Source organism: Serinicoccus marinus DSM 15273 (genome assembly GCF_008386315.1).
Classification (GTDB): Bacteria; Actinomycetota; Actinomycetes; order Actinomycetales; family Dermatophilaceae; genus Ornithinicoccus; species Ornithinicoccus marinus.
The window spans coordinates 2,732,280-2,746,841 of the sequence record NZ_CP043808.1; the positions used below are offsets into that span (position 1 = coordinate 2,732,280).

12 protein-coding genes and 1 tRNA gene are annotated in these 14,562 nt (G+C 68.5%); 5 read left to right on the forward strand and 8 right to left on the reverse strand.

Annotation, left to right across the window (positions count from 1 at the left end; translation table 11 throughout):
- Positions 1 to 106: 106 nt before the first annotated feature.
- Complete coding sequence (locus FU792_RS13120; RefSeq protein ID WP_022926332.1) at positions 107 to 478, forward strand: hypothetical protein; 372 nt, start codon at positions 107 to 109, stop codon at positions 476 to 478.
- Here the strand turns inward: FU792_RS13120 and FU792_RS13125 are convergent.
- Both FU792_RS13125 and FU792_RS18955 read right to left on the reverse strand, forming a co-directional pair.
- Positions 462 to 1,463, reverse strand: a complete 1,002-nt coding sequence (locus FU792_RS13125; protein ID WP_149814581.1) for an IS3 family transposase — start codon at positions 1,461 to 1,463, stop codon at positions 462 to 464. The two genes, FU792_RS13120 and FU792_RS13125, sit on opposite strands and share 17 nt — an antisense overlap.
- Positions 1,460 to 1,822, reverse strand: a complete 363-nt coding sequence (locus tag FU792_RS18955; protein ID WP_193559849.1) for a transposase — start codon at positions 1,820 to 1,822, stop codon at positions 1,460 to 1,462. The genes FU792_RS13125 and FU792_RS18955 overlap by 4 nt, the downstream gene beginning before the upstream one ends.
- A gap of 91 nt (positions 1,823 to 1,913) precedes the next feature.
- Here FU792_RS18955 and FU792_RS13135 point away from each other — a divergent pair, with 91 nt between their 5' ends.
- Positions 1,914 to 2,459 carry a hypothetical protein gene (locus FU792_RS13135; protein WP_022925994.1) on the forward strand — a complete coding sequence of 182 codons (546 nt, stop codon included), beginning with the start codon at positions 1,914 to 1,916 and terminating at the stop codon, positions 2,457 to 2,459.
- Positions 2,460 to 2,467: 8 nt separating this feature from the next.
- On the forward strand, positions 2,468 to 3,382 hold the full coding sequence (locus FU792_RS13140) for a hypothetical protein (RefSeq protein ID WP_022925993.1): 915 nt from the start codon (positions 2,468 to 2,470) through the stop codon (positions 3,380 to 3,382).
- Between the two features lie 743 nt (positions 3,383 to 4,125).
- Here FU792_RS13140 and FU792_RS13145 read toward each other — a convergent pair.
- The 6 genes from FU792_RS13145 to FU792_RS13165 form a co-directional block, all read right to left on the reverse strand.
- The gene (locus FU792_RS13145) at positions 4,126 to 6,924 is read right to left on the reverse strand and encodes an RNA 2'-phosphotransferase (RefSeq protein ID WP_052327890.1); all 2,799 of its coding nucleotides are present in this window, start codon (positions 6,922 to 6,924) and stop codon (positions 4,126 to 4,128) included.
- A gap of 652 nt (positions 6,925 to 7,576) precedes the next feature.
- Positions 7,577 to 8,494, reverse strand: coding sequence for a tyrosine-type recombinase/integrase (locus FU792_RS13150; RefSeq protein ID WP_272943999.1), 918 nt, complete (start codon positions 8,492 to 8,494; stop codon positions 7,577 to 7,579).
- Between the two features lie 12 nt (positions 8,495 to 8,506).
- Complete coding sequence (locus FU792_RS19500) at positions 8,507 to 8,743, reverse strand: hypothetical protein (RefSeq protein ID WP_475297038.1); 237 nt, start codon at positions 8,741 to 8,743, stop codon at positions 8,507 to 8,509.
- A 140-nt stretch (positions 8,744 to 8,883) separates the two neighbouring features.
- Positions 8,884 to 8,956: transfer RNA gene (locus FU792_RS13155), tRNA-Thr, on the reverse strand.
- A 43-nt stretch (positions 8,957 to 8,999) separates the two neighbouring features.
- Positions 9,000 to 9,956, reverse strand: a complete 957-nt coding sequence (locus FU792_RS18590; protein ID WP_022925991.1) for a transglycosylase family protein — start codon at positions 9,954 to 9,956, stop codon at positions 9,000 to 9,002.
- Positions 9,957 to 10,109: 153 nt separating this feature from the next.
- A complete protein-coding gene (locus tag FU792_RS13165) occupies positions 10,110 to 12,095 on the reverse strand; it encodes a protein kinase domain-containing protein (protein ID WP_161600255.1) in 1,986 nt (661 codons plus the stop codon).
- A 154-nt stretch (positions 12,096 to 12,249) separates the two neighbouring features.
- Here FU792_RS13165 and FU792_RS13170 point away from each other — a divergent pair, with 154 nt between their 5' ends.
- Both FU792_RS13170 and otsB read left to right on the forward strand, forming a co-directional pair.
- Positions 12,250 to 13,722, forward strand: coding sequence for an alpha,alpha-trehalose-phosphate synthase (UDP-forming) (locus FU792_RS13170; RefSeq protein ID WP_149814817.1), 1,473 nt, complete (start codon positions 12,250 to 12,252; stop codon positions 13,720 to 13,722).
- Positions 13,719 to 14,516 (forward strand): trehalose-phosphatase, encoded by a 798-nt coding sequence (gene otsB, locus FU792_RS13175; protein ID WP_022925988.1) that lies wholly within the window; start codon positions 13,719 to 13,721, stop codon positions 14,514 to 14,516. Before FU792_RS13170 ends, otsB begins: the two co-directional genes overlap by 4 nt.
- Positions 14,517 to 14,562: the final 46 nt, after the last annotated feature.

The window sequence follows — 14,562 nt, forward strand, 5'->3', positions numbered from 1 at the left end:
ATGTCGACCCTCCTGCCCCAACCGGGGCGATAGGGCCACTTACACCGTTAGAGCGATAGACCCTCAGTGTCGGTGCGACCGAATACAGTGCGTAGCGTGTCTTGAGATGGTCAACGAGGAGATCGACATGACCGACGCATCGACGTCAACAACTGAGCCAACCGTGGGCGCCAACAGGGGCGTCAAGCGAGGACTGCCACCGCGCGCGCTTCCGGAAGCGGCCGAGGATGCGGCGACGCTGTGGGAAGTGGCGCGGCTGGGCACTGCTCCCTACATGACGTTCGCTACCAAGCTCGGTCGCCGATCCGCGTCGGGCGGCGGATGGGATCAGCTCATGGCGGTGTTGCGGGGCTTTGGGCTGGTGAGGTTTGAGGGTGACCAGCAGATCGGCCTGACCCCGCTAGGCCAAGAGCTCGTCAACGGCTCCGCGGAAGGTGTCAAGGCGGGTGAGACAGTTTCCGTCAGGCGGTCTGTATGAGGGCCTCCTGTGAGGGTTGGTTGATCCACGCCGCGGTGGGCAGGTTCGGCGCTTGGGGTCGGCGGTGGCCGAAGCGTTCGGGGTGGGCGGCGTAGGCCGCGTCCAGGGTGGCCTGGCGTTGGGCGCGGACCTGGGTGGCGGTGCCGTAGTGGACGCTGGCGGGGGTGTGCAGCCCGATCCCGGAGTGGCGGTGCTCGTGGTTGTAGTAGGCGAAGAACTGCTCCGCGAACGCGCCGGCGTCGGCCAGCGACCCGAAATGCTCGGGGAAGATCGGGGCGTACTTGAGGGTCTTGAACGCCGCCTCGCTGTAGGGGTTGTCGTTCGAGACGTGCGGTCGGGAGTGGGACCGGGCCACGCCCAGGTCCACCAGCAGCTGGGCGACCGGTTTGGAGGTCATCGAGGTGCCCCGGTCGGCGTGGAGTGCGTCCGGGACCCCGTGGATGCCCATCGCCTGCTCGAGCAGGTTCTTGGCGATGTCGGCGTCCTCGCGGGCGGCGATCGTCCAGGCCACGACGAACCGGGAGAAGATGTCGAGCACGACGTACAGGTCGTAGTACACACCCCGCTCCGGGCCGCGCAGCTTCGTGATGTCCCAGGACCACACCTGCCCCGGGCCGGTGGCCACCAGCTCCGGTCTGGTGCGGGCCGGGTGGGTGGCCTGGCGGCGTCGTTCGCCGGCCATCGCGTTCTCCCGCAGGATGCGATGCATGGTGGACTGCGAGCACAGGTAGGTGCCCTCGTCCAGCAGCGTGGCCCAGACCTGCGCGACCGACTTGTCCGCGAACCGTTCGCTGGTCAGCACCGACAGCACGTGGGCCCGCTCGGCCGGTGTCAGCTTGTTCGCTGGCACAGGCCGCGGTGCCCGTGCACGTGGCGGTGGCGGGTTCTTGGCCCGGTAGTGGCCGGCGCGGGAGCGGCCCAGCAGCGCGCACGCCCTGGCGGTGCCGACGTGCTCGGCCACCTCGTCCACGGCTGGGTTGATCACCGCGGCGACCGCGGCGGTCTGTCCGCGCTCTCGGAGAGCGTCTCCAAGAGCGCGTGTGCTTTTCCCATCAGGTCCAGCGCCGCCTTGGTCCTGGCCAGCTCGGCCTCGGCCTTCTCCGCCCGGACCCGTAGCGCCTGCATCTCCCGCTCGCGCCGGTCCCGCGGTCTGCTGCCCAGCCCGGCCTGTGCACCCTCCGCAGCGGCCTTGCGCCACTCGGCGATGTGGGAGGTGTACAGACCCTCCCGGCGCAGGATCGCGCCTCGCTCCTCCCGGTCCGCGGCGTCGTACTCGGCCAGGATCGCCGCCTTGAACTCGGCGGTGAACGAGCGCCGCTTGGGACGGTCAGCACGAGGAGCCATGGCCCCATCATCGGCGCCGACGTCAGCAACCGTCATCGTCATCTCAAAATGTCCGTTTCTCGCCCCGTGCGAGGTCAGTAGCAGATCAGCGGTGGTGTCTCACCCCATCCTGACGCACAGGGCCGACCCAACACGCCAACTCGCGGCTCGGCGCACCGCGCTCTTGACGTTAAAGGCCTACCGCGATCTGGTCGAGACTTTTGATGGCACCCCGGTCCCGGACGCGGCCGATCTCGCATACCGCCTCAAGTTCGAGTACGGGAAGAACGATGAGGTCGCCGGCAAGGCGGCCCAAGCCTTCCTTAACTCTCTTGCCTTCGCCAAGATGGTCGACGCGTCAGGCACCGTTCGAAAGAACGGCGCAGACGCCGCTGCAGAGCCCACTATTACCGACGATGAGGATGAGCAGGCGGACCTGATCGACGCTGCCTTCGACGGCGAAGACGAGGAGGACGAGGCGGACTCCGCCACTTCGCAGGCGGATATCGCCGCCCTTCCGCAGCAAGACACTGCACCCGACGTCATGCTCACTCAGCCCGGCGGCCAGGCCTCCAACGTAACGATCTCCGTCAACCTTGACCTGTCGCGATTCCATGCGGGCGAGGTCATCCAGATCTTGAACGCTTTGAAGAACTAGAACCGCCCATGTACGACAGCGTCATCTTCGATTACCCGCCACAGAGGGTGCTCGAGGCGGTCCGCGACGTGGCCAAGCAGGAGCCCATTCACTCCGACCTGACGTACCTGCTTGAGCGAATGGGTCTGCTGCAGGACATTGATCTGACCGAGGCCGGCCGTGCGCTCTTTAAGCTGGCTTGGGTCCTGCGGCGCAACGGTGAAGCGATGTCAGCGCTTGGGCAAGCCGTGCGCGCGCTGGTCCCTATTCAAGTCGTTGAGCAAGAACTCGCCAGCCTGGGCCCCGTACCAGAGGAAGGCGTGCTCGACCTCCTGATCCAGCATCAAGCGGTTGAGTTGCCGGTCAGTGTCGAAGCCCTTCGGCCTACCTGGCGGTGGCTGAACTCCGTTGGTGTCCTCGTCTACTCCACCAAGATGAAGACGGTGCGTGCCCTCGCTCCGACTCCGGACGCCGCGCTGGCTGGCGAGATCCAGGCCATCGCAGCGATGATCTCGCCCAAGACTCCGTACCTCAACGTGGTCAAGCTCCGTCGGGTCATCCGACAACTTCGTGGGGTCGTATACTGGGTCGATGCCCACTTCAACGCTCGGGCATTCGAAGAGTTGGCCGAGGAGTTGGACACCGCCCACGTCGGCGGCCTACGAATCCTCTCGGGCGACGGCGAGGGCATCTTATCGGCTCGTTCTGCCAAGGACCTAGAGCGGTTTGCAGCAGAGATGGGAGCTAAGGGTGTGGCTGTTGAGTGGCGGGTAGATCCGCGAGGAGCGCGCGACTGGCACGACCGCTGGTTAGCGGCCGAAGGCGTCTGCTGGAACGTCCCACCCGTCAATACGCTGTTCAAGAATGACTACTCCGAGATCATCCCGAGCAGCGAGCGCCCTCCGCTGGAGGCCTGGTGGGAGCGCTCGTCACCCCGGGCGTGAAGCTCCCCACTGGGCTTAGGACAGGGCGCTACTGGCCCGGGCCGTGTCGGCGGCCAAGCGGTCTCGTAAGCCCTTTACCGGCTCTCATGGCCTCCACGGCAGTTTGCGGGCTCGAGGTCGTAAGACCTTTACCGGCTCTCATGGCCTCCACGGCAGTTTGCGGGCTCAAGGCCTCGCTGATTCTCCCCGGCAGGTGGAACAAGATCTTAAGTTCGCCGCCAGCGCGGTGGCTCCGCTGTTCGGCGATGCAGGCCTCTTGGATCCGTTCCGCGCAAAGGGGAGGTGATTTTGATCCTCACCAAACCCGCCATTCTAATCCTGGCGCATGGATGCCTCACACGGCATGGTCTCCCGACGGCCGGTTCGCCCCATCCGGACATCGGCGGTTGCGGGTTGTCCCGCACCTCCACATGTGCCTGCGGCACAAGTGCCCCGTCGGGATGGTGGCGGCTAGACGACCAGTCTGGCAAGGGATGCGTCGTCGGGTCGGCCGCATCATCCCCACAGCACCATTCGATCAATCGCTGCGGTCAGGCGGCGGGGCCTACCATTTGTGGCTGATGACACTGTGTAGGTGCACCGTCAATGCTTGATGGACATCACTAAGTGGACACTGGTGGACTCGCATCCAAGGCTACGCGATATGCAGCGTTGACCCTTACGGCTTGGTCGCAGTTCACATCGGGACAACCTTCAGATTTCTTGGTGACCAACGAAAGCAGACCACCACTCCGGCACAACAACTACGTCTCGACGTCTGGTGGTGTCAGCCAGGTCTCGATCGTTGGGATCTCATCCCAGTACGCGGACATAGGGACGACGTAGAGCGCGTCGCTCGGCACCGATTCCGCAAGAAACGTGTGCGCACTTGCCGCAAGAAGTTCTGGTAGCGCGTCAGACCACACCGCATATACCAAAGGGTGACCTTCACGCGTGCCGTTCGCGACTGCTTCGCGCATCGAATCCGTGAGATGCACCCATCTCCGCCCCCCTCGCTGCAGGCCTCGTCGCTCGTCAAGAATCGAGGGGGTGTACGCCCATGGAGATGCGTGGTACACCACGAGAGGCCGAGAGACTGGCAGGTGGTCCAAGCGGACCTCTAGTGAGTGCCCATAGCGAGCCCGAATCCGACCATCGCGGACCTCGAACCGAGATTCGAGACGGTCTGTAGCTACCGTGGCGAGCAACTCCGGAGTGGTCCCTTGCTGGATCGCGTCCGCCAGGTCGTCCAGAGTCGTCCAGCCACCCTCGTCCATCTCAAGGCTTTTGTCGTGCCGCAGGTGATACGCCATCGTTCGACTCAGCCGGACGCGGCCGGCTGAGTCTGTCCTGCTGCGGCGCTGCGGCAACTCCCTGAGGCCCCGGCGTCTCAACCAAGCGCCCAGGATCTCAGCGGCGATACCGGACAATTGTACATTCTGTGCCGTCGCCACAAAACCTTGCAGTCGGCGCTCCGCCACCCCAGACTCAAAGGGACCATCGTTCGGATCGGTGAGACCCCAAACAAGTCTCGCAAGGACTCCAGCCTGGTAGGCGGCCCACTCAGACTCCAGCGACTCGTCCGCCACTCGCCTCGCCCCTCGATACGCCTCAAAAATTGCACGCCTGGATTCCCAATCCTCGATGGCCAAGTAACTGTGGTCATCGGTGACCTGTGCAAGGTCATAGCCAGCCGGTCGCCATCCTTGAGCTTCAAGATCGATCGCAATGAGACGGCCATCGTCCGCGAGCAACCAGTTGCCCAGATGCGCATCACGGCGCCGCACGAGCATTCCCAACTGCATCACGCTCCACCATGCGTCGAACGTGGCACCTGGATCATCGAGGCCACAGCGTTTCAGCCACCGACCCATCTCTTTGCTCTTTGCCTCCGCCCGTGCGCCACTCGCGGTGGCCGCATGCTCGGCCAAATTGATAAGTCCAAGGAACCGAGCTACTTCACTTAGACGCTCGACTCGCCGCTCATGGCACTCATGCGAGAGCGCCTCGTGCAAGGACGTACCGGGAACGAATCGGCGCGCCGCAACGACTTCCGTGCCGTCGGACTCGTCCGGCCGACAGGACGCGAGGGTCACCGTGACCCCAAAAGAATCTTGCAGGCCATTCGCTTCAAGATAGCGACGAACAACCTCGTCACGGTTTGAATCGCGCTCGAACGCGATGCGGTTCCTCCTCTTAAAGACGAGCGTCTCCGCGCTCAGCCCGTAGTAATCGCCAACCGTCGTGACGCCACTTCGACCCCCGAGTCGGACGGTCGTGAGATTAACATCGCCTAGTGCAGCCTCGGCAGCCATCGACCACAACGACGTGTCGTCGCCAGCAGCAACCAGCCTTAACGCTCGCTCTCCGACCGGCGGTGTTCCGACGACGATGGGCATGGGAAGTGCCCCATCGCTCTCGACGTTGCGGGCCAGGAGAACGAGGGCAGGCGCGGCGGTCAGCGGGCGGCACGCAAGTTGGGCAAGGCCAAGAAGCGCCTCCTGACGGCCGTGCTTATCCTTCTTGAGTTGAGCCAACGTCGCTCGGTCCCGATACTTCAACAGGTCAGCTCTGGCGTCCGACCCCCTGAGACGATCGCGGAGCTCAATCGCCTGGGTCAGGCTCGTCTGCGGCTCCGACGCCAGCGAACCCTGCGCTTCGGTCAAAATGTCGGCCAAAACCCCGGTTGCTAACGGCTCGCCCTGAGTCGTCAAAGGCAGCAACAGACGGTAGACGTATGGGGCTGCGGCACGCAGGGCCGGGTGGAGCGACTTTTCGTCGCGGTACCCGAAGGGCAACTTAACACCCCTGACGGGTGATGCCCCCGGCGCCCCTGAAGCTTGGGCGGCTAGGAGTCCCCGGGCCATTGCGCGGCGCACCTTGATTTCCGGGAGTGCGGACCTGGCTACGTCATCGAGTAAGCGTTCTACCTCGCTACGTCGCATCTGACGGGTTGGTTCATCAAATTCGTCCATAAGCCTCAGATTCACGTCGACCATTGCAAGCTTAAGTTGCGCGGAGTCCCCGTCACTGCCGAACGACGCACACGCCTCCATAGCCTCTTTCAGCCTTTCCGCGTCGCCCTCGAGGTCGTACTCCAGCACTGCGGCCTCGACCAGATACGGAAGTGCTGCCTTCGGGTTGTTGCCTTGATCCAGAGACCGAAGCAAGGCGAGGCGAGCCTCCCGAACCTCACGGTGGGACACAGGCTCGAAGCGGGAAATGAGTAGGGTTGCAACACCGAGACGGCCCGTGAAATCTCGCCGGAGGTCTTCTCGCATCGCCGACTCATGCCCGACAGCATCTCGCAGAAATGCACGGGCAACCTTCAACGCCGCGACGTAGGTCACGGGCCGACGCCAGTTGAGGCTCCGGGCATAGTCGTGAAGGCTGATGGCCACCCGCTGCCGAAGCGTCAAGAGGGTCTTGCTGTAGGTATAACGGTGAGGGAGCGCATGCGACATTTGCGGGTAGCCGTATGAGAGCCAAAACTCCATGCAGATGAGATCTGTGGCACCCAGCCCTATCTCGCCGTTAAGGAGGTCGTCCCAGAGGCCCACCACACGGTGAGTATGTATTTCAGATTTCAATAGCTCTGGGTACTGACTGTGCTCAGCAAGAGGAGTTGGACTACTCAAGGACTCTCCTTCAAGCAACCCCAAGAGTCGTAGGACGCGCAACAACTCGACCCGTTGACTGATCGAACAAGCGACAGTTGCACCTTCCCAGTCTTCGGTGTTCTGGGCTGCACCCCGGCGGCGGCCAGCCAGAGTGCAGGAGTGGGCCGCAGGCCCTCCGCGCCGGCGCCCCCAACGTCTGATGCCATGGTCGTAAGTATGTCGTACTTGATCGGTGCCCCAAGCGAGCCGTGGTTCTCAGGCCCCGGTGACACTGCGAACGTGTAACGACACCCGCGCGGGTTCCTCCTCGCTGGCGCGACACTCAAACCGCGCGGTCGCAGCGCTCGAGGTGCAAGAGGCTGTGCTGGCATCCGCCGCAGGCCACGGGTCAACGTGGTGGCAGCAAGCGAAGGGTAGTCCCTACGACGAACTACCGAATCGACGGGCACCGGGAACCGGTCTCGCGGCCATCATCCGGAATGTCGTGTCTCATGCCGCGGCCGCAGTGCACCTGACGTGATCGGGGCCCGTCCGTTCACTGCAGCCGAGTCGCTGGCAGTGACGACACGGCACTCTCTTCGGCGGAGTCGCGATGTCACGCCCCTCCTCGATCCGTGCTTCTTCGCTCCTCGGTGCCTAGGGCCTTCGGGCGACGGGCGAGGTCGGACAGCTTGGCGGCGATCTCCGCGTCACGACCCTGAGCGGCGTGCTGGTAGCGAAGGGCGGCCGCGACGGTCGAGTGCCCGAGACGAGCCTGCAGTTCGGCCAGCGTGGCGCCGGTCATAGCGGCCATCGTGGCGCCGGCGTGCCGGAGGTCGTGGATCCTCAGGTCTTCGCGGCCGGCGGCGGCTCGCGCCTTGCGCCAGGCCGTGTGCAGCACGGTCGGCTGTAGGTGGCGCTGGTGATCACGCATGGACGGGAAGAGCAGAGCGTTGGCTCCGGGCCGCACGTGCCTCTCGAGGTGCCGCTCCAGCGCGGGGACTATGTGCGGGGGCACGCTCACCTCACGGGTGCCAGCGGCCGACTTCGGGGTGCCGACGACCGGCTGGCCGCGGACCCATGACACCGCCCGGGTCACCTTGACGACGCCGCGGTTCAGGTCGAGGTCGCGCCGACGCAGCTCGAGCACCTCCCCCACCCGCAACGCGCACCAGGCGCAGAGCAGGACTAATGCGCCGAGTTGGGCCGGCATTTCCCGCACGAGCACTTCCAGCTCGGCGATGGTCGCTGGGTGGATCTCCTTCTTCGTCGGGGGGTTGGAGGCAGACCGGACCCGGCAGGGGTTGCTGGGAAGCAGTTCATCTGTGACCGCCGTGCTGAGGATGGCGCGCAGCAGCGCGTACGCCCGGGCGTTGACCGTCGGGCGCCTTGGTGAAAGCCCGGCCCACCACCGGCGCACGAGGGCCGGGGTGAGGTCGGAGACGAGGAGCTCACCGAACTCCGGCACGAGGTATCGCCGCAGAAGGTGCTGGTAGCCCTCGCGGGTCCGCGGCTTGAGGGGCCGGTCGACCAGCCACTGCCGGGCCTACTCGTCGAAGCTGGGCGGCGCCAGCCGCTCGGCGATCTCGACCCGACGGTTCGGGGCGACCCAACCGTCGCCGCTCGCGAGCGTCCGCTCCTGGCCCAGCCAGACCTCGGCATCCATCTTTGAGGAGAAGGTCTGCGGTGCCGAGTGCCTCTGCAGGTCGGGTCCGGTGTAGCTCGCCTGCCACCGCTTGGACGGCAGCCGTCGTAGTGCCCCAAAGCCTCGTCTCGTCGACATCACAGCCCCATTTCGTGCAACATACGTGCAACTCGAGTGGGAGTTCGTGGGCACACGTGTCAACGCCCGACACGAGGGGCGACGGTCGAGTTGGCCGAGTTTCTGCAGGTCAGCGGGCTAAAAACCCCGCTCGAAAAGAGAGCTGGCGAAGGGACTCGAACCCTCAACCACCTGTTTACAAGACAGGTGCGCTACCAATTGCGCCACGCCAGCGCGTCCAGCCCGGAGGCCGGACAGCGCGTCGATGCTACCCGTCTCAGCCGATGACGTTGCTGTTGAGCCACTTCTGAAGGCTGACGACCGTGCGGTGGTTCATGTAGGTCGAGCCGTCCCGCGAGATGCCGATGTAGCTCTGCAGCGCGGCCTGCGACTTCGGGCCCCAGACGCCGTCGACGCCGGTGCCGACGCGGGCCTGCACGGCGCGGATGGTCGTGCCGTCCCACCGGCCGGTCTCGGAGACGCCCACCCATCGCTGGATCGCCCTGGTCGTCAGCGGGCCGCGGATACCGTCGGCGACGAGCGGCGCCATCTGCGAGCCGCCACCTCCCCCACCGCCGCCGTCGTCACCGACGCGGGTCATGATGCTGGCGCTGATCCACCCCGAGCGGCCCTGCAGCTTCACCCAGCCGTTGCTCTGCACCCCCTGAAAGCGGGTGCCGTTGGCCGCTCCGCCGATGACGCTGTGCCCGGTGCTCGGGCCGGAGCGGATGTTGGCGCCGGCTCCGGCGCTCACCTTCCACGTCTGCACCTCGCCGCGCGGCGGCTCCGGATCCGGCTGGGGCTCCGGCTCGGGGGCAGGACTGCCGCCACCGGGGTAGGGCTCGAGACCGTTGCTCATGGTCAGCCCGGCGCGTACCGAGCACACCGGCCAGGCGCCCGGCCCCTGCACCCGCAGCACGCGCTGCGCGACGGTGATCTGCTCCGCCTTCGTCGCCTGGTGGGCATACCCGGCGAACTCCTGCCCGCCGAAGCCCTTCCACGTCGGGTGCCAGAACTGCAGCCCGCCGTAGAACCCGTTGCCGGTGTTGATGCTCCAGTTGCCGCTCGACTCGCAGTCCGCGACGCGGTCCCACACGTTGTGGTCGTCCGCCGCAGCGCTCGGCGCGGTCAGGCCGACCGAGGCCAGCGACGCGGTGCCGGCGAGCGTGGCCTGACCGGCGCGGCGCAGGGCGACGCCGGTGCGGGCGACGCGATGACGGGCAGGGCGGGCCATGGGGTGGGTCCTTCCGGATGGGGCAGATGTGACGCCTGGGACGAGGCGCCCGGACCACGGTAGGGCAGGGTCGGGATCAGGGGAAGGCTTGTGTGACGAATCTCACGTGCGTAAATGCACCTCGTGAGGCTGCTGTGACGGTATGCCGTGGCCTCAGGGCAGCCCGAACGGCAGGTAGTCCAGCGGCGTCGTCCCGCCCGGCAGCGGCCACCAGGAGACGACATCACCGTCGAGCAGCGACCAGTAGGTCAGCGCCCCGCCACCCACCAGGCACAGCGTCACCACCACCATCGTCGGCACGCCCAGCGGCACCGCACCGCGCACCACCGTGCGCGACCCCCGCCGCAGCGGCGTGCTCCCCGGCCCCCACCACCCGAGCCAGCCACCGACGAGTGAGCCGACGGCGACCGCGACGGGGTGCGTCGGCCCGATCCCCGGCGCGACCGAGGTCGTCGTGAGCAGCCCGGAGACGACCAGCGCCACCACCCCGGCGATCGCCAGCGGCAGCAGCAGCGACAGCAGCGTCGACAGCGCCGCCGCCACGAGGTGCCACGGCGAGGCGAGTACCGCCATCGGCACGTCGCTGCGCCGACGCCCGGCCTCGTGCCGCCGGACGACCAGCCCGGTGAGCGCCCGGTCGACCGTCCGCGTCATCAGGCCCCACAGGGCATACAGCCCCCACGCGAGCAGCGGCGCGGCGGAGGCGACCGCCGCGAAGCCGAGCAGCATCGCGGCCAGGGTCCCGCTGCGCGAGCTGCGCCCGATCCGCGGGTCCGGCTGGCCTTGACCATGCAGGCCCCCGACCTCGGGGTATGCCCCGTCCCCCTCCGAGCGAGGCGGCACCTCGGCGCCCGGTCGCCGCTGCTCCGGCGCGGACCCCCATCCCTGCTGGCGTTGGTCCGGCGCAGGCGCCCACCCCTGCTGGCGCTCGGCGTGGCGCTGCTCCGGGCGCGCGGCGTAGCGCTGCTGCTCGGCCGAGCTCGGCCACTGCTGCGGCTCGCGAGGGCGCACCGGCGGCGGAGGCACGGCGCCGCGCTCCGGCTGCTCCCACTGCCGGGTGCTCGGCCCGGCCGGGGCGGCGCGGGTGACGTCCGGCATCCGGCGCGGCGCCTCGCGGGTGTGCTGCACCTGCGGCGTCACCTGGGTGGCGTCCGCGCCGCGGTCGCCGTGGTGCGCAGGGTCCTCCTGCGACAGCCGGGGCAGCGCGCCGGTGACGTCCTGGCCGCGGGCATACAGCTCGACCGCGGCGAGCACCTCCTCGGCACTCGGCCGCCACGAGGGGCGCGGCGAGAGAGCGGTCGCCAGCAGAGGCGCGAGCTCGGGGTCGACCCCGTTCAGCTGCACCCGCCCCCGGACCACCCGGTCGAGCACCACGGTCATCGGGCCGCGGCCGAAGGGTGGCTGGCCGGAGGCGGCATACGCCAGGCACGCCGCCCAGCCCCACCAGTCGGTCGCCTCGGTGATCTCGCCGCCGTCGACGAGCTCGGGCGAGAGGTAGCCCGGTGTCCCCATGACCAGCCCGGTCGAGGTGAGCCGCACGTCGTCGGCCACCTGAGCGATGCCGAAGTCGATGACCACCGGCTCCAGCCGCTCCCCCTCGCCGACGAGCAGCACGTTGCCCGGCTTGAGGTCGCGGTGCACGATGCCGAGCCCGTGGATCGCCTGCAGCGCCCCGGCCAGGCCGCGCGCGAGCCGCAGCAGCGCCTCCCGCCCCAGCGGCCCCTGCTCCTCGATGACGACGTCCAGCGGCCGCCCGGGGACGTAGTCCGTCACGATGTAGGGCGCCGGCCCGTCCACGTCGGCGTCGATCACCGCCGCGACCTGCGGGTGGTGCACCCGCGCGAGGGTGCTGACCTCGCGCCGGAGCCGCGCCCGTGCCGCCCCCTCGTCGTGCGCGATGTGCGATCGCAGCACCTTGATCGCGACCTCGCGGCCGCGCTCGTCGTCCGCCCGCCAGACCACCCCCATACCGCCCTCGCCGACGCGCTCGCGCAGCGTCCACGGACCCAGCGTGCGCGGCACGACGACCGGCACCGCCTCGGTGGCGTCCGCCGACGCCGGGCCGCCGCGACCGGTCGCGGCCACCGGGCGCGTCGCGTCGGGGCGCGCGTCGTCGGTGCGAGGCAGGTCGGCGGTCACGGGTTCCACGGTATGCGCTCTTCCTGGGTCTGAGGTGAGTTCCCGGTGGACGTGGTGTGGCGGGTCGCCGCACACCTCCGCCGAGCGAGCGGTGACGGTGGTGTCGCCTAGGCTGGCCCACGACGACGACCACGGGGGACCTTGAGGAGCGTGCATGAGCAGCCGGCAGACCTACGACTTCGTGATCGCCGCCAACCGGTTGCCGGTGGACCGGCACGTCCACCCCGACGGCAGCACCGAGTGGCGCACCGCCCCCGGCGGCCTGGTCACCGCGATGGACTCGGTCATGCGCGGCTGGGACGGCGACGACGCCGCCTGGGTGGGCTGGCCCGGCTTCTCCGGGGAGGCGCCCGAGCCCTTCGACGAGGGCAAGCTGCGCCTGCACCCGGTGCCGCTGTCGGCCCAGGAGCTCTCCGACTACTACGAGGGCTTCTCCAACGACACCCTGTGGCCGCTCTACCACGACGTCATCGTCCCGCCGACCTTCCACCGCTCGTGGTGGACCTGCTACCGGGCGGTCAACCAGCGGTTCGCCGACGCGGTCTGCGAGGTCGCCGCCGAGGGCGCGACCGTGTGGGTCCACGACTACCAGCTGCAGCTCGTCCCGGCCCTGGTCCGGGACAAGCGCCCCGACGTGCGGATCGGCTGGTTCAACCACATCCCCTTCCCCCCGGTCGAGCTCTTCGCCCAGCTCCCCTGGCGCGAGAGCATCCTGCGCGGGCTGCTCGGTGCCGACTTCCTCGGTTTCCAGCGCCCCGACGACGCCCGCAACTTCGCCCGTTCCTGCCGCACCGTGCTGGGAGCCACCGCCCGCGGCGAGAAGGTCGAGTGGCAGGGCACCGACGACGACCGCCTCGGCGCCGCGCCCCGGACGGTGCGCGCCGCCGCCGTGCCCATCTCCATCGACGCCGCCGGGTTCCGCGAGCTCGCCGACTCCGACGCGGTCCGCGAGCGGGCCGAGGAGATCCGCGAGTCGCTGGGCAACCCGGAGGTCGTGCTGCTGGGGGTGGACCGCCTCGACTACACCAAGGGCATCCGGCACCGCCTGCGGGCCATCGGGGAGCTCTTCGACGACGGCGCGATCAGCCCCGACCAGGTGACCTTCATCCAGGTGGCGACGCCGAGCCGGGAGCGGGTCCAGGCATACCGCACCCTGCGCGAGCAGATCGAGGGCACCGTCGGGCGCATCAACGGCGACGTCTCCCACCTCGGCGCCACCGCGATCCACTACCTGCACCAGTCCTACCCGCGCGAGGAGATGGCCGCGCTCTACCGGGTCGCCGACGTCATGCTCATCACCCCACTGCGCGACGGCATGAACCTCGTCGCGAAGGAGTACGTCACCGCCCGCCACGACGGCAAGGGCGCCCTCGTGCTCTCGGAGTTCACCGGCGCCGCGGAGGAGATGCCGCAGGCCTACCGCTGCAACCCGCACGACATCGCCGGGCTCAAGGAGACGATCCTGCGCGCCATCAACGACGAGCCGGCGGAGAAGGAGCGGCGCATGCGGGCGCTGCGCCGCCGGGTGCGCAAGCACGACGTGCAGACCTGGGCGGCGGACTTCCTCGCCGGCCTCGAGGCCGCGCCCGAGCGTCCCTCCCGCAGCGGCGCGAAGGCCCAGGCGTGAGCCGGCCGCCCGAGCTCGACCGGGCGCTCGCCGACTTCGCCGCCCACGAGCGGGTGCTCGTCGCCACCGACTTCGACGGGGTGCTGGCCCCGCTCGTGCTCGACCCGATGGACTCCCGCCCGGTCGAGGGAGGTATGCCCGCCCTTGCCGCCCTCGCCGACCTCCCCGGCACGACGGTCGCCCTCGTCAGTGGTCGGGCGCTCGACCCCTTGCGCGAGCTCTCGGGCGCGCAAGACCCGCTCGTGCTCATCGGCAGCCACGGCGCGGAGGACTCCCGGTCCGACGGCGGGCTGGCCCTCGACGACGACCAGCACGCGCTGCTGGAGACCCTCGACGAGGAGCTGGCCGCCCTCCGCGAGGAGCACCCCGGCCTGCGCGTGGAGGAGAAGCCGGCCGGCCGGGTCGTCCACACCCGTGGCCTGCCCGACGACGAGGCGCAGGCCGCCCTGGACGCCGCCGAGGAGCTGGGGTCACGGCATACCGCCCTCGAGGTGACGCCCGGCAAGGGCGTCGTCGAGCTCGCCGTCGCGCACGTCGGCAAGGGCGTCGCGCTCGTGGCCTTGGCCGAGGAGGTGCGGGCCGAGGCGGTGTTCTACGCCGGCGACGACCTCACCGACGAGCACGGCTTCGAGGCCCTCGCGCAGGACACGGATGCCGACCGGGCGGCCCGCCGGCTGACCGTGCGGGTCGGTGACGGCGACACCCTGGCCCGCTTCCGGGTGGCCGACGAGGAGGCCATGGTGGACCTGCTCGAGGCCCTGCTCACCGCCCGCCGCGAGGCCACCACCCGCTGAGGCTCACCCTCGACCCCACCGAGCGCCGCGAATGGTTGCCCCCAGC

Bases quoted from the DNA above. Each gene is read 5' to 3' on its own strand.
- FU792_RS13120 (WP_022926332.1), top strand. From the start codon at position 107: ATGGTCAACGAGGAGATCGACATGACCGACGCATCGACGTCAACAACT.
- FU792_RS18955 (WP_193559849.1), bottom strand. From the start codon at position 1,822: ATGGCTCCTCGTGCTGACCGTCCCAAGCGGCGCTCGTTCACCGCCGAG.
- FU792_RS13140 (WP_022925993.1), top strand. From the start codon at position 2,468: ATGTACGACAGCGTCATCTTCGATTACCCGCCACAGAGGGTGCTCGAG.
- FU792_RS19500 (WP_475297038.1), bottom strand. From the start codon at position 8,743: ATGTCGACGAGACGAGGCTTTGGGGCACTACGACGGCTGCCGTCCAAG.
- FU792_RS18590 (WP_022925991.1), bottom strand. From the start codon at position 9,956: ATGGCCCGCCCTGCCCGTCATCGCGTCGCCCGCACCGGCGTCGCCCTG.
- FU792_RS13170 (WP_149814817.1), top strand. From the start codon at position 12,250: ATGAGCAGCCGGCAGACCTACGACTTCGTGATCGCCGCCAACCGGTTG.